Source organism: [Clostridium] scindens ATCC 35704 (assembly GCF_004295125.1).
GTDB classification, from domain to species: Bacteria; Bacillota; Clostridia; order Lachnospirales; family Lachnospiraceae; genus Clostridium_AP; species Clostridium_AP scindens.
In genome coordinates this window covers 102,935-121,842 of record NZ_CP036170.1, presented here as the reverse complement: position 1 = coordinate 121,842, position 18,908 = coordinate 102,935, and the positions used below count along the sequence as shown (strand labels likewise).

21 protein-coding genes and 1 riboswitch are annotated in these 18,908 nt (G+C 49.3%); of the genes, 16 read left to right on the top strand and 5 right to left on the bottom strand.

Features of this window, described 5'->3' with window-relative positions; genetic code table 11:
• The first annotated feature begins 37 nt into the window (after positions 1-37).
• The 3 genes from HDCHBGLK_RS00560 to HDCHBGLK_RS00550 are packed head-to-tail and all read left to right on the top strand — an operon-like array spanning position 38 to position 3,244.
• Complete coding sequence (locus HDCHBGLK_RS00560) at positions 38-1,090, top strand: pyridoxal phosphate-dependent aminotransferase (protein WP_009249145.1); 1,053 nt, start codon at positions 38-40, stop codon at positions 1,088-1,090.
• Positions 1,072-2,595, top strand: coding sequence for a cobyric acid synthase (locus HDCHBGLK_RS00555; protein WP_009249144.1), 1,524 nt, complete (start codon positions 1,072-1,074; stop codon positions 2,593-2,595). The genes HDCHBGLK_RS00560 and HDCHBGLK_RS00555 overlap by 19 nt, the downstream gene beginning before the upstream one ends.
• A 4-nt stretch (positions 2,596-2,599) precedes the next feature.
• Positions 2,600-3,244, top strand: a complete 645-nt coding sequence (locus HDCHBGLK_RS00550; RefSeq protein ID WP_009249143.1) for a precorrin-8X methylmutase — start codon at positions 2,600-2,602, stop codon at positions 3,242-3,244.
• Here HDCHBGLK_RS00550 and HDCHBGLK_RS00545 read toward each other — a convergent pair.
• Positions 3,223-4,146: a LysR family transcriptional regulator gene (locus tag HDCHBGLK_RS00545; RefSeq protein ID WP_009249142.1), complete on the bottom strand. Its 924-nt coding sequence runs from the start codon at positions 4,144-4,146 to the stop codon at positions 3,223-3,225. The two genes, HDCHBGLK_RS00550 and HDCHBGLK_RS00545, sit on opposite strands and share 22 nt — an antisense overlap.
• Before the next feature lie 112 nt (positions 4,147-4,258).
• On the opposite strand from HDCHBGLK_RS00545, the gene HDCHBGLK_RS00540 reads away from it, so the two are divergent.
• From HDCHBGLK_RS00540 to HDCHBGLK_RS00520, 5 genes are all read left to right on the top strand, one after another.
• Entirely contained in the window at positions 4,259-4,498 is a 240-nt protein-coding gene (locus HDCHBGLK_RS00540; RefSeq protein ID WP_004608262.1) for an HPr family phosphocarrier protein, read from the top strand.
• A gap of 43 nt (positions 4,499-4,541) precedes the next feature.
• Positions 4,542-4,761: riboswitch (cobalamin riboswitch) on the top strand.
• Positions 4,762-4,924: 163 nt separating this feature from the next.
• Positions 4,925-5,695, top strand: a complete 771-nt coding sequence (locus HDCHBGLK_RS00535) for an energy-coupling factor ABC transporter permease (RefSeq protein ID WP_004608263.1) — start codon at positions 4,925-4,927, stop codon at positions 5,693-5,695.
• A complete protein-coding gene (locus HDCHBGLK_RS00530; protein WP_004608264.1) occupies positions 5,685-6,011 on the top strand; it encodes an energy-coupling factor ABC transporter substrate-binding protein in 327 nt (108 codons plus the stop codon). Before HDCHBGLK_RS00535 ends, HDCHBGLK_RS00530 begins: the two co-directional genes overlap by 11 nt.
• Before the next feature lie 3 nt (positions 6,012-6,014).
• Positions 6,015-6,917: a cobalt ECF transporter T component CbiQ gene (gene cbiQ, locus HDCHBGLK_RS00525; protein ID WP_004608265.1), complete on the top strand. Its 903-nt coding sequence runs from the start codon at positions 6,015-6,017 to the stop codon at positions 6,915-6,917.
• A 20-nt stretch (positions 6,918-6,937) separates the two neighbouring features.
• Positions 6,938-7,759 (top strand): energy-coupling factor ABC transporter ATP-binding protein, encoded by an 822-nt coding sequence (locus HDCHBGLK_RS00520; protein WP_004608266.1) that lies wholly within the window; start codon positions 6,938-6,940, stop codon positions 7,757-7,759.
• A gap of 9 nt (positions 7,760-7,768) precedes the next feature.
• On the opposite strand, the gene HDCHBGLK_RS00515 is transcribed toward HDCHBGLK_RS00520, so the two are convergent.
• Both HDCHBGLK_RS00515 and HDCHBGLK_RS00510 read right to left on the bottom strand, forming a co-directional pair.
• Positions 7,769-8,554, bottom strand: a complete 786-nt coding sequence (locus tag HDCHBGLK_RS00515; RefSeq protein WP_004608267.1) for a sirohydrochlorin cobaltochelatase — start codon at positions 8,552-8,554, stop codon at positions 7,769-7,771.
• Between the two features lie 104 nt (positions 8,555-8,658).
• Positions 8,659-9,126 (bottom strand): NADH-quinone oxidoreductase subunit NuoE family protein, encoded by a 468-nt coding sequence (locus HDCHBGLK_RS00510; protein WP_004608268.1) that lies wholly within the window; start codon positions 9,124-9,126, stop codon positions 8,659-8,661.
• Positions 9,127-9,236: 110 nt separating this feature from the next.
• Here HDCHBGLK_RS00510 and HDCHBGLK_RS00505 point away from each other — a divergent pair, with 110 nt between their 5' ends.
• The 8 genes from HDCHBGLK_RS00505 (at position 9,237) to HDCHBGLK_RS00470 (ending at position 17,855) form a co-directional block, all read left to right on the top strand.
• Complete coding sequence (locus HDCHBGLK_RS00505; RefSeq protein WP_009249138.1) at positions 9,237-9,722, top strand: precorrin-2 dehydrogenase/sirohydrochlorin ferrochelatase family protein; 486 nt, start codon at positions 9,237-9,239, stop codon at positions 9,720-9,722.
• Positions 9,715-12,126: a uroporphyrinogen-III C-methyltransferase gene (gene cobA / locus HDCHBGLK_RS19610; protein WP_004608270.1), complete on the top strand. Its 2,412-nt coding sequence runs from the start codon at positions 9,715-9,717 to the stop codon at positions 12,124-12,126. Before HDCHBGLK_RS00505 ends, cobA begins: the two co-directional genes overlap by 8 nt.
• Positions 12,123-13,100 (top strand): porphobilinogen synthase, encoded by a 978-nt coding sequence (gene hemB, locus HDCHBGLK_RS00495; RefSeq protein WP_004608271.1) that lies wholly within the window; start codon positions 12,123-12,125, stop codon positions 13,098-13,100. Before cobA ends, hemB begins: the two co-directional genes overlap by 4 nt.
• A 116-nt stretch (positions 13,101-13,216) precedes the next feature.
• On the top strand, positions 13,217-13,696 hold the full coding sequence (locus tag HDCHBGLK_RS00490) for a hypothetical protein (protein WP_004608272.1): 480 nt from the start codon (positions 13,217-13,219) through the stop codon (positions 13,694-13,696).
• Positions 13,693-15,033, top strand: a complete 1,341-nt coding sequence (locus tag HDCHBGLK_RS00485) for a TrkH family potassium uptake protein (protein WP_004608273.1) — start codon at positions 13,693-13,695, stop codon at positions 15,031-15,033. The genes HDCHBGLK_RS00490 and HDCHBGLK_RS00485 overlap by 4 nt, the downstream gene beginning before the upstream one ends.
• A gap of 25 nt (positions 15,034-15,058) precedes the next feature.
• Positions 15,059-15,712, top strand: a complete 654-nt coding sequence (locus tag HDCHBGLK_RS00480) for a potassium channel family protein (protein ID WP_004608274.1) — start codon at positions 15,059-15,061, stop codon at positions 15,710-15,712.
• A gap of 17 nt (positions 15,713-15,729) precedes the next feature.
• Positions 15,730-17,154 (top strand): sensor histidine kinase, encoded by a 1,425-nt coding sequence (locus HDCHBGLK_RS00475; RefSeq protein ID WP_004608275.1) that lies wholly within the window; start codon positions 15,730-15,732, stop codon positions 17,152-17,154.
• Positions 17,155-17,159: 5 nt separating this feature from the next.
• On the top strand, positions 17,160-17,855 hold the full coding sequence (locus tag HDCHBGLK_RS00470) for a response regulator (protein WP_004608276.1): 696 nt from the start codon (positions 17,160-17,162) through the stop codon (positions 17,853-17,855).
• Here the strand turns inward: HDCHBGLK_RS00470 and HDCHBGLK_RS00465 are convergent.
• Both HDCHBGLK_RS00465 and HDCHBGLK_RS00460 read right to left on the bottom strand, forming a co-directional pair.
• Entirely contained in the window at positions 17,834-18,577 is a 744-nt protein-coding gene (locus HDCHBGLK_RS00465) for a PHP domain-containing protein (RefSeq protein WP_004608277.1), read from the bottom strand. The genes HDCHBGLK_RS00470 and HDCHBGLK_RS00465 overlap by 22 nt on opposite strands.
• Positions 18,574-18,906, bottom strand: coding sequence for a hypothetical protein (locus tag HDCHBGLK_RS00460; protein WP_009249136.1), 333 nt, complete (start codon positions 18,904-18,906; stop codon positions 18,574-18,576). Before HDCHBGLK_RS00460 ends, HDCHBGLK_RS00465 begins: the two co-directional genes overlap by 4 nt.
• Between the last annotated feature and the right edge of the window lie 2 nt (positions 18,907-18,908).

The following is an 18,908-nucleotide window of genomic DNA, read 5'->3' as shown; positions in this document are numbered from 1 at the left end:
GTAAGAGAAGGGAAGAGACAAGGTGGAGAAGGAAAGAATGAATGGCCAGGCCAGGCAGGTACAGATCCATGGAGGAGACATATACAGGAACAGGAATGCAACGGATTATTCCGTCAACAGCAATCCTCTGGGACCTCCGGACGCGGTGCTGGAAGCGCTTCATGAGCATGCGGGGGATATTGTGCATTATCCGGATATATGCTGCCAGGAACTAAAAGAAGCGATAGGGCGCTTTGAGGGGGTATCGTCCGGCGAGATCATCTGCGGCAACGGGGCAGCAGAACTATTTTTTGCGGCGGTACTGGCCGTACGTCCGAAAAAGGCGCTGCTCCTAGCGCCTTCCTTTGCGGAATACGCCCGGGCGCTTGTGGCGTCAGGCTCGGACATCCGGTACTATAGGCTGACCCAGTCTGACGGATACAGGGTAAAGGAGGATATCCTGGGGGAGATTACAAAGGACATTGACATGATGTTCCTGTGCAATCCCAATAACCCGACGGGAGAACTGACGGATAAGCCCTTGCTTTTCAGGATTCTTGATAAATGCCGGGCCTGCGGCGTGCTTCTGGTGCTGGACGAATGCTTCCTGGACTTTCTGCCAAAGCCCCATAAGTATGAGATGGCCGGCGCAAGGGGAACCTATCCCAACCTGCTTCTGATCAAGGCATTTACCAAAATATTCTGCATGCCGGGCCTGCGGCTTGGTTATGGGATCAGTTCTGATGAGGGGCTGCTTTCTAGGATGGCGGATGCCATACAGCCATGGAACGTGTCGGTACTGGCCCAGGCCTGCGGAGTCGCGGCCCTAAAGGATTGTGGAGAGTATCTGGAAGAGACCAGGGACTATGTGGAAAACGAGAAGAAAGATCTGATCGAAGTGCTGTCTGGCAAGGGATACCCCGTGTTCGGATCCAAGGCCAACTACATCTTCTTTCAGGCAAAAGAAGGGCTTTATGAGGAGGCGCTCAAGGAAGGCTTCCTGATCAGGGACTGTGGAAATTATGAAGGGCTTGCGCCGGGATACTACCGGATTGCGGTCCGCACAAAAGAGGAGAACGAAAGGATGGCAGCATGGCTAAGACGATTATGATACAAGGGACCATGTCCAATGCAGGCAAAAGTCTGATCTGCACAGGATTGTGCCGGATATTCAGACAGGATGGATACAAGGTGGCGCCTTTTAAGTCGCAGAATATGGCGCTGAACTCGTTTATCACGGAAGAGGGACTGGAAATGGGAAGGGCCCAGGTGGTGCAGGCAGAGGCGGCAGGCATTGCGCCTCAGGTGCAGATGAACCCGATACTCTTAAAGCCAACCAATGACATGGGCTCCCAGGTGATCGTGAATGGCGAGGTTCAAAAAAACATGAGCGCAAGAGAGTATTTTGCCTATAAGAAGCAGCTGATACCGGATATTAGGAAGGCTTTTCGCCAACTGGATGAAATGTATGATATTATCGTGATCGAGGGGGCGGGAAGCCCTGCAGAGATCAATCTGAAGGAAGACGATATCGTCAATATGGGGATGGCAAAGATGGCTAAGGCCCCGGTATTGCTGGTAGGGGACATTGACAGAGGCGGCGTTTTCGCCCAACTGCTGGGAACCTTGATGCTGCTTGACGAGGATGAGAAAGAGATGGTCAAAGGGCTGCTTATCAACAAGTTCCGCGGGGATAAGACGATCCTGGATCCGGGTATAGACATGCTTACGGAGCGCGGGGGGATCCCGGTGGTGGGAGTCGCGCCGTACCTTGATGTGGAGATTGAAGATGAGGACAGCCTGACGGAGCGGTTCCATGGACAAAAAGAATGCGCGTGCATTGATATCGCAGTCATACGCACGCCCAGGATTTCTAATTTTACGGATTTTATGCTTCTTGAGAATCTGAATGGGGTGTCCCTAAGATATGTGGATCGTCCATCAAAACTTGGCTCTCCGGACATGATTATCCTGCCCGGGACTAAGAACACTATGGAAGATCTGCGCTGGATGCGCCAGAACGGACTGGAAGCCAGAGTGGTGCGGGCAGCATCCCATGGAACGGTAATCTGGGGAATCTGCGGAGGATACCAGATGCTTGGCGACATTTTACGCGATCCGGAGGGAATCGAGGCCGGCGGCACGATGAAAGGGATGGGGCTGCTTCCGTTGGAGACCATATTTACGAAGGAAAAGACCAGAACCCGGGTGGACGGAAGATTCCTGAAGGTGGAAGGCATTCTGGCAGGGTTGGAGGGCATAGCTTTGGAAGGATACGAGATCCACATGGGCGATACGAGATCAGGCCTGCCAGCCATGTGCGAGATCAAGGACTGCGCCGGAAAGCAGACAGCCAGCCAAAGGACGCGCCAAAGCATGGACGGAGTTTCCATGGGGAATGTATATGGAACCTATATCCATGGAATCTTTGACCGGGAAGACGTGGTGACAGCCGTTGTCCGCGCGCTGGCGGCAAGAAAAGGAATGATCCTTGATGATCTGAAGGCTGTGGATCTTAAGGACTTCAAAGAGAGACAGTATGATCTGCTTGCAGACGGCCTTCGGAGCCATCTGGATATGAAGAAAATATATGAGATATTGGAAGGGGGAATCTGACGGGATGAAGATCGAAATTGAAAACGTTCTTCCACAAGACATAGAGGCCAGAAGTTTTGCTATCATCACGAAAGAACTAGAGCAGGAAGGAATCTGCCTTCCGGCGGAGCAGGCGCCGGTCATAAAGCGATGCATTCATACCAGCGCGGATTTTGACTATGCAAGGAATCTGTTATTCTCAGAAGGCGTGATCGAAAAAGCCCTGCATGCGATTCGAAATGGAGCGTCCATTGTCACGGATACACAGATGGGCCGCTCCGGCATCAACAAAACACGCCTGGAAGGGTATGGCGGGAAGGTATATTGCTTTATGTCCGATGAAGACGTGGCGCTGGCAGCAAAAGAGAAAGGAACCACCAGGGCTGTGGCAAGCATGGAAAAGGCCTGTGCCTTAGAGGAGAGACTGATCTTTGCTATCGGGAATGCGCCTACGGCGCTGATCCGACTCTATGAACTGATTCGAGAAGGAAAGATTCGCCCGGAACTGGTAATTGCAGTTCCGGTGGGATTTGTGAACGTGGTGCAGTCGAAAGAACTGATCAGAAGCCTTGAAGATACGCCCTATATTGTAGCGAGGGGCAGAAAAGGCGGAAGCAATATTGCCGCCTGTATCTGCAATGCATTGATTTATATGCTGGACAGATCCTGACTCTGGCTCTGGCCTACGCAGGACAGGAGCATCTGCTTTAGAGCATTGGCGGCAATGCTTAAAGGCGCGCTTCTGTCTTCAATCAGGCAGATGTCACGCTGGGGGATCTGTTCGATTAAAGGGATCTTGACCACTTTCCCCTGGGAGATCGCATCTCTGGCCAGTTTCTCCGGAAGAAATCCGATTCCCAGATTATGCAGGATCATCGGCGGTATCTGATCGATAGTGGCAACCTCTGTGTCCGGAGACAGAATCAGGCCATGCTCCAGATAGAATTTGTAGTAGAATTCATAGGTGGTAGTGTGCCTGCCCAGGCATATGAGAGGATATCTGGCAATTTCTGCCAGATGTACCGGCTCTTTTGTCAGAAAATCATACTGCCGGTTGCCGACCAGGATATCCGAGGCCTTCATAAGTAACTGTGCCCTTAACGGGTCATGGATATCCGTGGGTGTGGATACCACGGCCAGATCCGCGGTCCCGGATTTGACGGCCTGTATCGCCTCTGGCGTGGAATGGTTGGAGATCCGCAGCCGTATGCCGGGATAGGTCTGGTGAAATTTGCTTAGGACAGGCAGAAGCAGTAAGTGGAGCGCGATCTCGCTGGCGCTTAGGGTCAGGATGCCATGTTCCAGGCTTCGGTCCTGAGCCAGTTCCATCTCGGCAGCCTGAAGGTGCTGGAAAGCGATGGAGACATGGTGGTACAGTTTCTGCCCTTCCAGGGTCAAGGTCACCCCGCGGTTGGAACGTATGAAGAGCTTGCAGCCAAGCTGGCTCTCCAGATTGCTCATAAAGCGGGAGATGTTGGGCTGGCTGCTCATCAGTATGGTGGCCGCTTTTGAGAAACTTTTGTATTTGGCCACATAGTAAAATATCCTGTAGTAATCATAGGTGATTTCCATAATACCTCCATTATGCATATATGATATATCAACTATTTCATATATGTATTATACAATTTCTGAATCTCATTATATACTACAAAAGGTATAAGGAAAAGAGGAGGTTATAAGGATGGTAAAAAAGACAGTAAAGTTTGTCACGCCAGGACAGATACTAAGCTTCTGCAAGGCGTGCCAGAAAATGAAGTCAGATATAGATGTAAAAGATGTTTCGGATAAGAGAGTCGTCATTAACGGAAAATCTTTAATGGGAATGATGACGATCCAGATGGGGATGCCGATGCATCTGGTGGTAAATGGGGAAGATGAAGGCCTGACGGACAGGTATTTCGGGCGTTTTGAATTGCATTGACATTAAATGGAAGATGGTGTACACTTTAAAACGGACGAAATAGAATAAGAACTTATTGTGGTCATATTGTGGTAACAGCAATATGAATGGACAAGGGAACCAGGTGCGAATCCTGGACGGTACCGCCGCTGTATGCGCCGAGCCTGTAATTCGTTGGCGAAAGCCAGTCATTGGGAAACCGAGAAGGCAGAATGCAGGCGCTGAGACTTCAAGCAAGTGTCGTAAGCGCGAGTCAGAAGACCTACAAGAAGAGGGATTGCTGATTGTTTCATGGAATGGATGGAGCAATTGGTTTTATTTGCATAGAAATACGGCTATGGCGATAAATGAAATAATTGCCATAGCCTTTTCATATGTAAAAATATAGATTCCAACGTGAGGAAAGAAATCCCTAATAAAAATACAAACTAGGAGGAATGAAACAACATGAAAAAATGGACAAAAGTCGAAAAGAGACTATGGCTCTTTTCCGTATTTGCCGCTGCTTTGTATGTCTGTGGCTTTGATTCGCAGGCTATGCACATTATGGAAGGGTATCTGCCGGCGGGACACTGCATCGCATGGGGGGCCGTCAGCATCCCGTTTCTGGCTGCAGGCGTGATCAGCATCCGCCATACCGTTCAGAAACAAAGAAAGGCACTCATTCTGCTTGCTATGTCAGGAGCGTTTATCTTTGTTATATCATCTCTTAAGATTCCCTCAGTAACGGGAAGCTGCAGCCATATGACAGGAACAGGGCTGGGGGCTATTCTGTTTGGACCGACGGCGGTCAGCGTGCTTGGCATTATTGTGCTGTTATTCCAGGCAATCCTGCTGGCGCACGGCGGACTGACTACTCTGGGCGCCAATACATTCAGCATGGCAATTGCGGGGCCGTTTTTAAGTTTTGGCATTTATGCAATTGGTAAGAAATTAAACTGGAACAGGAAGGCGACCATATTTTTAGCAGCATGTCTGGGAGATCTGCTGACCTATTGCGTGACGAGCATCCAGCTGGCAGTGGCATATCCAAGCGCCAGCGGAGGCGTGGCTTTAAGCGCAGTCAAATTCCTTGGGGTTTTTGCTCCCACGCAGCTGCCGCTTGCAATCTTGGAAGGAATTCTTACCGTATTGATCGTGATGGGTATGGAAAGTTTTGCTGCGCCGGAACTCCGTGCAATCGGTTTTATAGGAAAGGAGAACGCTGATGTCAGATAGCAGGAAATCAAACAAGAAACTTGTAACCATTCTAATTATCGTGAGCCTTTTACTGATCGTTGTTCCCTTTATCGCATTGAAGGGCGCCGAGTTTGGCGGAAGCGATGATGCCGGAAGCCAGATGGTCAATGAGGTGACGGGCAAGGAATACACGCCATGGTTCACCCCGATTCTTGAGAACTTTATCGGGGGAGAGATTCCAGGGGAGATCGAGAGCCTGATATTCTGCGTGCAGACGGGGATTGGAGTCGGCATTATCTCATATTGCTTTGGATATCTGGCAGCGCGTAAGAAATATATGAAACAGGAAGAATAAAGAATGATTTTTACGGGAATCCTGGCAGCCGGCGTAGTCTGGTGCCTGTTTTACAATTACATATCAAACGCGGCATTGCTGCTGTTAAGCATCTGCGCCGCAGGATTGTTTCTGTGGGCAGGGCATGTGAAAGAACAAAGGGTCGAGATTGACCTGCTGGCAGGAAGTTCCCGGCTGTCCGAGGTGCCGCCTCTTCTTAAGTTCCTGCTTGCTATTAGTCTTATGGCATGCAGTATCTGTGCCGGGAGACCGGTGATAGGAGTACAGATCGCGATTCTGCTCATGCTGATTAGCATCATAGCGGGAGGGGTACGCGTAAAGACATATCTCCATATGGTCGCTGTGCCCCTATCCTTTCTGATGATCAGCGGCCTTGCGCTTTTGTGGGAATATAATCCCGCAGATAAAGGGAATCTTAGCATTTCTATCGGCATCGGATATCTGTGCGTGACAAAGGCGGCGCAAGTTAGGACTATGCTTGTAATGGCCAGGGCATTGGGAGCGGTCAGCGCATTATATCTGCTGAGTCTGAGCACGCCGATGCCAGAGATTATAGGTGTGCTTAGAAAAATGCGATGTCCGGACGTGATGACGGAATTGATGTATCTGATCTACCGATATATCTTTGTGCTATTCAATATACATGATTCCATGAAGAACTCCGCAATGAGCAGGCTAGGGTATATTGATTATCCTACCGGCATCCGGACTACAGGGCGAATTTATTCAAACTTGCTGGCATACAGCTATCGCCAGGCCAGCCGTAATTTTGACGCTATGGAAAGCCGTTGCTTTGATGGAAGCATCCGATTTTTGGATCCGGAGAGAAAATGGCAGCCGGCATATGTCGCAGGCGCTATATTTCTTGCGGTCTTGGAATGGTTATTGTGCGTGATGGTCAGATAAGTCTGTGATGGGAGAGTAAGATGGTAGAGATATTACGGTTTGAACAGGTTGGATATAGTTATGACGGGGAAAGGGAAGCCTTAAAACAGGTGGATGTAACAATTCATCAGGGAGAGAAGGTTGCCCTGCTGGGGAATAACGGAGCAGGAAAAAGCACCTTTTTCTTATGCGCCAACGGGATTCTGAAGCCTCAGAAAGGCAAGGTCTATCTTGAAGGAAAAGAAATCCATTGGGATAAGCAGGAAATTACAGAACTACGCCAGAAAATCGGATTGGTGTTCCAGGAGGCGGACAGCCAGTTGATCGCAGGTACAGTTGAGTCAGAGGTCAGTTTTGGACCGATGAATCTGAAGATATCGGAAGATGATGTAAGAGAAAGGGTAGAAGATGCCCTTGGCAATATGGGGCTTAAGACGCTGCGCAAAAGGGCGCCTCATTATTTGTCCGGTGGAGAGAAGAAACGGGTTAGCATTGCAGATGTGCTGGCGATGCGTCCTCGGATGCTTCTGATGGACGAACCAGCATCTAGTCTTGACCCTTTTAATTGCGGAATGCTTAAAGAGAATCTTGATAAATTAAGCGGGCAAGGAATGGGACTTGTGATCGCTACCCATGACATCGATTTTGCCTGGGAATGGGCAGAAAGGATTCTGATTTTTCATGATGGCGTCATTGAAGCAGACGGCCAGCCAGAAGAGATTTTTGCGCGTAAAGAATTGCTGGAGAGATGCAGGCTGAAAAAGCCGCTATTATTCCAAGTGGGACAAATCTATGGCGTGAAGCCGATTCCCAGAACAATTGAAGAACTAAAGAGCGGTATGGAAAAAGAAAGAGTCGATTAGATGGCTCTTTTATATATTCAAGGCGCTGGAAAGATGCTGGATAAAAAGGCGGCGTATGGCAACATATTCTCCAAGTCCGGTTAGATGGCAGGCTACATCATAGCCGGCATCTTTACATATGCTGGCCCAGGAGTCTTTGGAATCCCCGGCCATATCATTGGTGGCATGATCCCCGGCCACGATCATAAGGGGCGCCAGATGGATTCTCCTTATGCCCTTGCCCGGCAGTCCACAAAGAATGTGTTCCAGGGAAGGGTAAGCTTCTACCGTTCCAACGTAGATCTGGGAGTATCCCTTCTGCTTAAACATATAGTCAAGCGCTGCATAAGCCATATTCGCATAGTGTTCGCTTCCATGGCCCATCAGGATCAGAACTTCATCATTTCCCAGAGACGGAAATGCCTCTATAATAATATGAACCAGTTCTTCCATATCTTGTGTAGAGGATAATAGCGGTACTCCGAAAGAAATAGAATCAAAGGAATCCCGGAACTTTAAGGCATCCGCTTTCATTATGTCATTTTCAATTCCATTGATCACATGGGTTGGCTGGATAAAGACATCTGTTATTCCATCCGCGGCCATCTGGCTTAGCGCTTCGTTTACCGTGGGTATTTTTTCCATTGTATTTTTTTGGATTTTAGATATAATCATCTTACTGGTCCAGGCTCGGTATACTTTGATGTCAGCAAAGGCTTTGCTTATGCTGTCTTCGATCGCTTCAATTGTGGCTGCCCTGGTCACAGGATGACTGGTTCCAAAACTGACCACGAGAATTCCCTTTTTTTGGTCCATGTATGTTCTCTCCTTTAAAAAACTACAATAACATCGGCGGAATAAGCTGGAATCCGCCCTTGATAATTTTTATCTTACAATAAAGGAGAGGGACTGTCAAACGGTTAATGCCGGAGTTTTTCCAATAATTGCGGCAATTGGGATATCTGCACATTCTCATAGATTCGTCCATCTATTTTTATGTTAGGGCCATGCATGCAGTTGTGCATGCAGTATTCGGTATTTAGAAGAAAAACGCCGTCTTTTGTCACTTGGCCTGGCTTGATCTTGAGGAGTTTTTGCAGTTTTTTCAAAAGGTCGGAACCACCTCTGGCCTTGCATCTGTCGGAGATGCAGACACGGATCTCATGGCGGAATGCCTGCGCATGCAGATGGGGCAGATTCTTGATGATGGCAGCCACATAGCCGCGGTTTACTCCTGTGAGCCGGGCCACCTCTTCCTGAACGTCTTTGGATACGTATCCGACAGTTTCCTGTATCCGCGTCAGCATGGCGATGATCAGTTCCGACTGGGAAAGAGAATGGTCTTCTTTATAATAATCGTAGAGTTCCTGTAATATAGCATTGTCCATAATAGGTATCGTCTCCGTTTAGTCTGTGATATTTGTGATGCAATTAGTATGCTGATTTTTTGCATAACCTATGCTATGATAGTAAAAGTGATTGAAAGAAAGGGATGCATATGAAAAAACCATTTTTTCCCATGTTTGTGGATTTGTCAGAGAAAAGAATCGTTATTGTAGGCGGAGGAAAGGTCGCCGCAAGGAGAGCGTGCACGCTGGCTGCGTTTGCATCGGATATATTGGTCGCCTCCCCGGAAGCAGAGGAGGAGATCCATCAGCTTGAGCGGGACAAAGTGTTGAAGTGGTACAGAGGTACCTATCATGAAAGCCTGCTGGATAAGGCGGATATCGTACTGGCGGCTACCGATGATGCGGCCCTTAATGAGGAGGTTGCCAGATGCTGCAGGAAAAGAGGGATTCTGGTTAATACGTCGCACAAGAAGGAACTGTGCGATTTTTACTTTCCCGCAGTCGCCATCCAAGGCAATGTTGTGGCCGGGATTACAGCCAGCGGCCAGGATCATGCCAAAGCTAGAAAGGCGGCCGGGCAGATCAGGCTGGCGTTAAAAGATTTAGAAAAAGAGGATATAAGTACAAATGAGTAGAAAGATCGTAGTAGGAAGCAGAGAGAGCCGGCTGGCAATTATCCAGACGGAAAAGGTTATGGAGCATATCAGGCGCAGCCATCCCAAGATAGAACTGGAAATGATGACGATGGAGACAACCGGCGACAAGCGTCTGGATGTGACCTTGGATCAGATCGGAGGAAAGGGCCTGTTTGTGAAGGAACTGGATAAGGCGCTGCTTGACGGACGGATAGATCTGGCAGTACATAGCTTGAAAGATATGCCGATGGATGAATCAAAGGTGATTCCAATCGTGCGATATTCCCCCAGAGAAGATGTGCGTGATGTGCTGGTGCTTCCAAAAGGCGTGGAAGAATGGGATGGACGCGGGATCATCGGCTGCTCCTCCTTCAGGAGAAGGATCCAGGCAAAGAGGCTGTTTAAAGAGGCTGAGTTCAGAAGCGTCAGAGGGAACGTGATCACCAGGCTTGAAAAACTCGACCGGGGAGAATATGACGCGCTGATTCTGGCAGCGGCAGGCCTGAAAAGGCTGGGGCTTGAGTACCGGATCAGCCGGTACTTTTCCACGGATGAGATCCTTCCTGCTGCAGGACAGGGAACGATGGCGGTGCAGGGGAGGATAGACATGAATTATGATTTTCTGGAAGGATACGGCAAAAAAGAAGATGCATATATTGCCAAGGGGGAAAGGGCTTTTGTCCGGTATCTGGACGGTGGCTGTTCCTCGCCAGTTGCAGCCTATGGGGAAGTGATAGATGGCCAGCTCTTGATGAAAGGCCTTTACTATATGGAAGAGACAGGGAATTATGCCATCGGTTCGAAAAGCGGCCCGGTAGAAGAAGCAGAGAAGATCGGAAGGGAGCTGGCTATCAGCATGGAAGCAGAATATGGGAATCCTGATTTAGAACAAAGACAGAAATGCCAGGGAAAAGTATGGCTGGTAGGAGCAGGCCCGGGAGATATCGGACTTATGACGGTGAAAGGGCAGGCAGTGCTGGAGGATGCGGATGTAGTCGTATATGACCATCTGGTTGGCAAGGATATCCTGGCGTCAATCCGAAAGGAGAAGACCTTTATCGACGTTGGAAAAGTGGCGGGTCATCATCCCATACCACAGGAGGAGATCAACCAGATTCTGGTCAGGGAGGCGAAAAAAGGCTGCAAGGTAGCGCGGCTTAAGGGGGGGGATCCGTTTCTGTTCGGAAGAGGCGGAGAAGAATTGGAGGAACTGGCGCGCCATAAAATTCCATTTGAGGTAGTGCCGGGAGTGACCTCTTCCCTGGCAGTCCCGGCATACAATGGAATTCCGGTTACCCACAGGGATTATGCATCTTCCCTGCATATCGTGACTGGGCATCAGAAGGAAGGACAGGAACAGCCGGTCAATTACCGGGCACTGGTGGAATCGGAAGGAACGCTGGTATTTTTGATGGGGGTAACAGCGCTTCCGCAGATCATGGCCAGCCTTCTGGAAGCAGGGATAGATCCCGAGATGCCTGCGGCGGTACTCCAGGATGGAACCACTGCCGGCCAGAAGAAGGTGGTGTCCACAGTAGCGCGTCTGCCGGATGCTGCAACAGAGGCAGACATACGTCCGCCCGCGATTATTGTGGTAGGAAAGGTATGCGCGCTGTCAGAGACGCTTTCCTGGTATGAAGAACTTCCCCTGATGGGAATGCGGGTTCTGGTGACAAGGCCAAGGGAACTGGCGTCATCTATGGCAGAGAAGTTACGGCTGCTGGGTGCGGATGTGCTGGAAGTCCCGGCAATCGATACGATTCCGGTGAAGGAGAACCACCGGCTGAGGCAGAGTTTTGAGAAGATCGAAGAATATGACTGGATTGTTTTTACCAGCCAGATTGGCGTGCGTATATTCTTTGAGGAGATGGAGAAGGCGAAGGTGGATGTCCGCCGCCTGCATGCGGCAAAATTTGCCGTGATCGGCGAAGGGACGGCACGGGCCTTAAGGCAGAAAGGCATTCATGCAGATCTGATGCCTAAGGTCTATGACGGAGTGTCCCTTGCAAGGCTGCTGGCCGGGCAGGATATAGAGGAAAAGAAGATACTTGTGCCAAGAGCGGCCATAGCGAATCCGCAGCTGGTGCCGATTTTGCAGGAGGCAAAAGCCATGGTGGATGATATTCCGATTTATACCACTATATACCAGCAATGCAAAGGGTTCGACCTGAAGGAAGAGATTGAAAAGGGAAAGATTGACTGCGTTGCGTTTACCAGCAGTTCCACGGTCGAAGGATTTGCCGACGTCAGTAAGGGCGCCGACTATTCGAAGATCAAGGCTGCATGCATCGGGAAGCAGACAGCCTGTACGGCCCAAAAATACGGCTTGGATTGTTATGTGGCCAGCAAGGCCACGATTGACGACTTGATAACACTGATAGAAAGGATTAGGACAGAAAGATGATAAAGAGACCTAGAAGATTAAGGCAGAATGAAGTACTAAGGAAAATGGTGAGAGAGACGAGGATAGACAAATCCTCGCTGATCTATCCAATGTTTGTAAGAGAAGGAGAGGGAATCCGAGAAGAGATTCCTTCCATGATCGGCCAGTACAGATACAGCGTTGACCAGATGTTCTATGAACTGGAACAGGTAAGCGATGCCGGCGTCAATGCGGTTATGCTGTTCGGGATTCCCGCACATAAGGATGAGAAGGCGAGCCAGGCATACGCGGAGGATGGAATCATCCAGAGGGCGCTGAAGGAGGCGAAGAGACGCTTTCCGGACTTGTACTATATTACGGATGTATGCCTGTGCGAATACACCTCCCACGGCCATTGCGGAATGCTATGCGGCAGCAGCGTAGAGAATGACTCCACGCTGAAGGTGCTTGCCAAGACGGCGTTGTCGCATGTGCAGGCCGGTGCTGACATGGTAGCGCCTTCCGATATGATGGATGGGAGGGTAAAGGCCATAAGAAAGACGCTGGATGAAAATAATTATGTAAATACGCCGATTATGTCCTATGCCGTCAAATATGCGTCCGGATTCTATGCCCCATTCAGGGATGCGGCTGATTCTGCTCCGGCTTTCGGAGACCGGAAAAGTTATCAGATGGATTATCACAATAGCAGGGAAGGCATTAAGGAAGTGCTTTTAGATGAAGAAGAAGGCGCAGATATTATTATGGTGAAGCCGGCGCTTGCGTATCTGGATATAATCGCCCGCGCGAAAGAGGCCACAAATCTTCCGATTGCCGCCTACAGTGTCAGCGGAGAATATGCCATGATCAAGGCAGCGGCACAAAAAGGCTGGATTGATGAGGCGCAGATTGTCTGCGAGACGGCAGTTGCCGCGTACCGTGCAGGCGCCCAGAGTTATCTTACTTATTTTGCCAAAGAACTGGCCGGCTATATGGAAGAGGGGCGCATCGGCTAGGAAAAGAGAGAAACAAAAATATCGGTCTAAATGGAATCTTAATACGGATTCCTCAATATTATTACCGTCTTAATGCAAAGTAGATTATGCTATAGGTAGAAGAAGAGGGTGATGATATGTTGACGAATATTCTATTAATTTTAATTACTGCAGCAGCCGCCGGATATGGATACTACCTGACCTTCCGGCTGGATCGCTGGGTAGGAGAAGAAAAGAAACTACAGGCAGATGAGGAGCAAAACGAGTCGCAGGAATCCTGCGCGGTTGTGTTTGGAGAGGACGAGTGGACGGAAGAGATTGGAGGATGGCTTAAGAGCAGAGGGTTGCGTCCGGTATTCATTGAAGAAGCATGCCTGAAAAAAGACTGGAAGAATGTCAGTCTTGTAATTGCCATATCTTCCTCGGATGAAGACAATCTTTCCGTCTGTAACCTGCTGCGAAAGATATACCATACGGAACAACTGTATGGTATCTGCAACGACCAAGTAAATTATATCGTATACAAGCGTTTTCATATCCAGGTGCTGAACCGGGATATCAAGATCACAGAGCAGCTGGAAAATGCTATGTCGGGAAACGAGGTCGTGATAGCATGAAAGTTATGATTCGTAAACTGACGCAGACACAGATGATTGTTATCGGCTATGCGCTGATCATCCTAATAGGGTCGCTGTTTCTGATGCTTCCGGCGGCCAGCAGGGACGGACTTGCAACTTCATTCCCGGATGCCCTTTTTACAGCCACGTCGGCATCCTGCGTGACGGGCCTGGTAATCGCAGACACGTTTAACAAATGGACGATGTTCGGACAGTGTATCATTCTGGCGCTGATTCAGATTGGCGGCCTGGGATTTATGACCATTGGCGTATTCTTTGCCATCATCCTCCGAAGGAAGATTGGACTATGGATGCGGGGGACGCTGCAAGAGAGCGTCAACATTCTGCAGATTGGAGGAATTGTCCGACTGGCAAAAAAGATCATGCTGGGAACCCTCCTGTTTGAAGGAGTCGGAGCCGCGCTTCTGGCGTTTCGCTTCCAGGAACAGATGGGATGGGGAAAGGCTGTCTATTATGGAATCTTCCACTCCATTTCCGCATTCTGCAATGCCGGATTCGATCTGATGGGAAAAGACGCCCCCTATGCTTCGTTTACCGGGTATTATGATGACCCGCTTGTAAATATCGTGATCATGGCCTTGATTATCATAGGCGGCATTGGATTTTTCGTCTGGAATGACGTATCCGCCCACCGCTATCATATCAGCCGATACCGTCTCCATACCAAGATCGTGCTGGTGACAACGGCAATCCTGGTAATCGGAGGGGCGGCGCTTCTATATCTGTTTGAAAGCCAGAACACGCTGGAAGGAATGTCCACCCAAGGGAAGGTGCTAAGTTCCTTATTTGGTTCTGTGACGGCAAGAACGGCAGGATTCAATACGGTGGATACGGCGGCGCTGACCGATAACAGCAAGATGCTTACCATATTCCTCATGTTTATCGGGGGCAGCCCCGGGTCAACGGCAGGCGGAATTAAAACCACCACATTCGTGGTATTGCTTGTCTACGTCAGCGCCAATCTAAGGAATAAGACCTATTGCAATATATTTGGCCGAAGGCTGGATGACGGCGCAATCCGCAAGGCCAGCACGGTTCTGTGCACGAATCTGTTTCTGGTTTTCATGGCAGTGATGATTCTGGCAGCGATCCAGCCGCAGCCGGTGATGGATATCGTATTTGAAGTAGCGTCGGCAATCGGAACGGTAGGAATGTCTACCGGAATCACGCGGGATCTGACGGAGGTTTCAAAGCTGGTATTAGTATTTTTGATGTACTGTGGAAGGGTTGGAAGCCTGACGTTCGCACTTTCGCTTCGGGGGCATAAAGCCGAAGTGCCGGTGAAAGTGCCGGTAGAACCGATTACCATAGGCTAGAATAAAATAGATTGGGGAGAGAAAGATGAAATCTGTATTAATTATTGGCTTAGGAAGGTTTGGGCATCATCTTTGCAAGAATATGATCCGCCTTGGAAATGAAGTGATGGTTGTAGACAAGGTGGAGGCGAATGTGGAGGATTTGCTGCCCATAGCGACGACAGCAAAGATTGGGGACTGTACCAATGAGGAAGTACTTAGGAATCTGGGGGTGGGGAACTTTGACATCTGTTTTGTGTGCATCGGCTCCAATTTTCAGAGCAGCCTGGAGATTACCAGTCTGGTTAAGGAACTGGGAGGGAAATATGTGGTAAGCAAGGCAAACCGTGACATTCATGCCAAATTCCTGTTAAGGAATGGGGCAGACGAGGTGATATATCCTGACAGAGATATTGCGGAACGGCTGGCAGTCAAGCACAGCGCCAACCATGTGTTTGACTATATCGAACTGGCAGAAGGATACTCCATCTTTGAGATTCCGCCAATGCACAGTTGGATAGGGAAAAGCATCCGGGAGGTGGATATCCGCTCCAAATATCACGTAAGCGTGCTGGGAATCAAGGAGAACGGGCATCTGCAGCTGCTTCCAAGGGCTGACTACAAGATGAATGACAGCATTCATCTTATGGTGATCGGTCTTAAGAAAGACGTAGACAAGATATTGGCAAATATCAAGTAAGATGCTATGATGGGTAAATGGAGAAGATAAGAGCGCTGTTAAAAAATAAAAAAATAGCATATATGGCAGAGACGGCGGCGATCGTGATAACAGCCAGCATACTGGGACTGATCCTGAATCGATTTGGAGTGGCCAAGGAGAACGTCCTTATGGTATTCATGGTGGGCGTCCTTCTGGTCAGCACCTGTACCTGGGGGTATGAATATGGAATCTTTGGCGCAATCTCCAGCGTGCTGATATTCAATTACTTTTTTACGGTGCCGGTACATACCTTTGCCATCATGAATCCCAACGATGTGGCACTCATGGCGTTCTTTTTGATTGCCGCATTTATATCGTCCAGCCTTACCGTCAGGTTTCAGAAGCAGCTGATCATATCGAAGAAGAATGAGGAGACTGCCACCCGCCTGTACGAGATGTCGGAACAGTTCATCAATGCTACCGGCAAGGAAAAGATCATCGAACTGGGCATACGGCACATCTATGAGCATACGGGATATGAGTGCATCGTGGAACTGCTGGATGAGACGGTGGTATCCGGAGCGGGCAAGGAGTATACCTCCAGGGATTACATGATGTTTCCCATCATAGGCATGGTGAAGCAGATAGGGATACTGAAGGTATTAAACCACAATCAGGGACTCAGCGTGGAGCAGGAGCTGATCGTCAAGACCGCAGCAAACCAGATCGGGATCGCGCTTGACCGGGAGATGATCTATGCGGAGCAGGAGCGGATCAAGGTAGAGGTGGAGCGGGAGCATATGAAGAGCAGCATGCTCAGAAGCATATCCCATGACTTTCGTACGCCATTAACCGGGATCATGGGCGACTGCGGGCTGATCCTGGAATCCGAGGATATGGATTCGCCTGAGCGCGCCCAGCTGGTACAGGATATTATGGAGCAGTCTATGTGGCTGATGAAGATGATGGAGAATATCCTGAGCATGACGAAGATCGAGAGCGGGCAGCAGTTTATCAATAAGAGTCCGGAAGTCGTTGATGATGTGATTAATGAAGCATCCCTTCACGTGATCGGCCTGAGGGACAGGCGGAATTTCCAGGTATCGTTGCCAAAGGAGGTTATCGTGGCGGATATGGATGCCAGGATGATTGCCCAGGTGATCATCAACCTGCTTGACAATGCCATGAAGCATACAAAAGAAGGCGGAAGCATATCTCTTAGCGTGTCCTACCGGGACAATAAGGCATATTTTGTAATAGAGGATGACGGGGATGGCGTTTTGGAAGAACTGAGGGAGCGGATATTTGATGAATTTGTCTCCGGCGGTGATAAAAGCACGGACCAGAAGCGCGGAATCGGGCTGGGACTTACCATTTGCAAAGAAGTGGTACATGCCCACGGCGGTGATATTTGGGAGGAGAACAGGAATGTGAGGGGAGCCAGATTTATATTCTGGATTCCGGCCAAGCAAGTGGAATAAAAGATATGGAAGACAAGAAGACGTTATTGATCGTAGAAGATGACAAGTATATTATAAATTTTATCAGCATGACATTGAAAAAGGAAGAATATGCGTTCTTTGTTGCCAAGTCTGTGGAAGAGGCAGTCAGCCTGTTTTATGCCAATCAGCCGGATCTGATCATCCTGGATCTGGGGCTTCCGGATGGAGATGGCATGGAAGTAATCAAAAGCGTACGGGAGGTTTCGGATATTCCCATCATCGTAGTGTCTGCCAGGCAGGAGGAAGGGGAGAAGATTCAGGCCCTGGATGCGGGGGCGGATGATTATGTGACGAAGCCTTTCTATATGGGAGAACTGATGGCAAGAATACGCGCCGGCCTAAGGAAAACCGGTACGGCCCGGCAGGAAGAGATCATGACCGTGTTCTCTACCGGTAGCCTGACGGTGGATTATGAGAAGCGGAAAGTGCTGGTGGAAGGAGAAGAGGTGCATCTGACTCCGATCGAGTATAAGATACTTCTGCTGCTGATCGCCAACAGAGGGAAGGTTCTGACCCATAATTATATTATCCGGGAGATATGGGGGTATGCGGAGGATATCGATGCCGGAAACCTGCGTGTATTCATGGCAACGTTAAGAAGAAAGATTGAAAAGGATCCGGCAAGCCCTGAATATGTGCTGACGGAGATCGGAGTGGGCTACCGCTTCCGGGAGAAATAGCGCCAGGTACGTCGTAAGAGTGCGGCCAGAATATCGGGGATGGATCGGGACTCGGAATATAGCTGATAATAGGGTTCATTTATATCTTCAAGATAGTGAGCATCTGAACTGCTGACAATGTTGCATTGCAGAAAGTAAGGGTGCTCTTTTTGTATGCGGTGAAGGTTGCCCATATTGTGAATTTCAGCACAAAGAAAGGTGCTGTCAGGGGGAACGAAGCCAAGATTGGACAGCAAACTTGTTGTAGTTTTGTCAATGTGGGCCGGATATGCGATGCCGTGGTAGGAAGAGACCAGGGCGAATATGCGGTCAAAGGAGATATCTGTGGCGCTGATCAGCAGGCGCTCGACATTTCCGGTGACATGATCCTCCTTGTCCATGATCTGCTGCCGGCCAAAGATATGTTCCTTGTTCTTTATGGGAAGGATATGGTCGTAGACATAGGCATCAAAAGAAAGCGCATCGTCAAGAGTCGGAAAAAGGCAGACCACGTGGACTTCTTCTGATGTGGTCAGTTCCATTCCTGGAATTACGATAACGCCATATTCTTCTCCATGCTTCATAGCAGCCGGACAGTTCCTGCAGGAATTGTGATCTGTCAGCGCAATCACATCCAGTCCCTTGACGGCGGCCATGCCCACGAGATTAGCAGGGGTCATGTCATCGTCGCCGCAAGGAGACAGGCAGGAATGCATATGAAGATCATAATACAGGGGAATCATGACAGCAGCTCCTGAATCTTAAGCGCAGCATCAAAGACCGGTAGTTCCGTCTCAAAAACGGCAATTCCTTCCTTTTTGGCACAGGCGAGATCCTCGTCTGAAAAGGTGATTCCCTCTGCCAGGATAATGCAGGAGACATCCGAAAGGGAAGCCACGGCCAGCGTGTTCTTGTTTCCCATGACAGTGACCCAGGCGCCGTTTTCCGGCGCTTTGCTCATGGCTATGCTGAGGAGGTCGCAGCAGAATACCTTCGCGATCTTACGGGATGCATTGCCAGGCTCCTTTAAGGCAAATAATCCGGCATCGATCAATGTCTGTACAGTCGTCATAA

Coding starts and splice junctions, on each gene's coding strand:
- cbiQ (WP_004608265.1), top strand. CDS start 6,015: ATGATTTTTACGGGAATCCTGGCAGCCGGCGTAGTCTGGTGCCTGTTT.
- HDCHBGLK_RS00535 (WP_004608263.1), top strand. CDS start 4,925: ATGAAAAAATGGACAAAAGTCGAAAAGAGACTATGGCTCTTTTCCGTA.
- HDCHBGLK_RS00460 (WP_009249136.1), bottom strand. CDS start 18,906: ATGACGACTGTACAGACATTGATCGATGCCGGATTATTTGCCTTAAAG.
- hemB (WP_004608271.1), top strand. CDS start 12,123: ATGATAAAGAGACCTAGAAGATTAAGGCAGAATGAAGTACTAAGGAAA.
- HDCHBGLK_RS00560 (WP_009249145.1), top strand. CDS start 38: ATGAATGGCCAGGCCAGGCAGGTACAGATCCATGGAGGAGACATATAC.
- HDCHBGLK_RS00530 (WP_004608264.1), top strand. CDS start 5,685: ATGTCAGATAGCAGGAAATCAAACAAGAAACTTGTAACCATTCTAATT.
- HDCHBGLK_RS00470 (WP_004608276.1), top strand. CDS start 17,160: ATGGAAGACAAGAAGACGTTATTGATCGTAGAAGATGACAAGTATATT.
- cobA (WP_004608270.1), top strand. CDS start 9,715: ATGAGTAGAAAGATCGTAGTAGGAAGCAGAGAGAGCCGGCTGGCAATT.
- HDCHBGLK_RS00520 (WP_004608266.1), top strand. CDS start 6,938: ATGGTAGAGATATTACGGTTTGAACAGGTTGGATATAGTTATGACGGG.
- HDCHBGLK_RS00490 (WP_004608272.1), top strand. CDS start 13,217: ATGTTGACGAATATTCTATTAATTTTAATTACTGCAGCAGCCGCCGGA.
- HDCHBGLK_RS00540 (WP_004608262.1), top strand. CDS start 4,259: ATGGTAAAAAAGACAGTAAAGTTTGTCACGCCAGGACAGATACTAAGC.
- HDCHBGLK_RS00515 (WP_004608267.1), bottom strand. CDS start 8,554: ATGGACCAAAAAAAGGGAATTCTCGTGGTCAGTTTTGGAACCAGTCAT.
- HDCHBGLK_RS00555 (WP_009249144.1), top strand. CDS start 1,072: ATGGCTAAGACGATTATGATACAAGGGACCATGTCCAATGCAGGCAAA.
- HDCHBGLK_RS00465 (WP_004608277.1), bottom strand. CDS start 18,577: ATGATTCCCCTGTATTATGATCTTCATATGCATTCCTGCCTGTCTCCT.
- HDCHBGLK_RS00545 (WP_009249142.1), bottom strand. CDS start 4,146: ATGGAAATCACCTATGATTACTACAGGATATTTTACTATGTGGCCAAA.
- HDCHBGLK_RS00485 (WP_004608273.1), top strand. CDS start 13,693: ATGAAAGTTATGATTCGTAAACTGACGCAGACACAGATGATTGTTATC.
- HDCHBGLK_RS00550 (WP_009249143.1), top strand. CDS start 2,600: ATGAAGATCGAAATTGAAAACGTTCTTCCACAAGACATAGAGGCCAGA.
- HDCHBGLK_RS00505 (WP_009249138.1), top strand. CDS start 9,237: ATGAAAAAACCATTTTTTCCCATGTTTGTGGATTTGTCAGAGAAAAGA.
- HDCHBGLK_RS00480 (WP_004608274.1), top strand. CDS start 15,059: ATGAAATCTGTATTAATTATTGGCTTAGGAAGGTTTGGGCATCATCTT.
- HDCHBGLK_RS00510 (WP_004608268.1), bottom strand. CDS start 9,126: ATGGACAATGCTATATTACAGGAACTCTACGATTATTATAAAGAAGAC.
- HDCHBGLK_RS00475 (WP_004608275.1), top strand. CDS start 15,730: ATGGAGAAGATAAGAGCGCTGTTAAAAAATAAAAAAATAGCATATATG.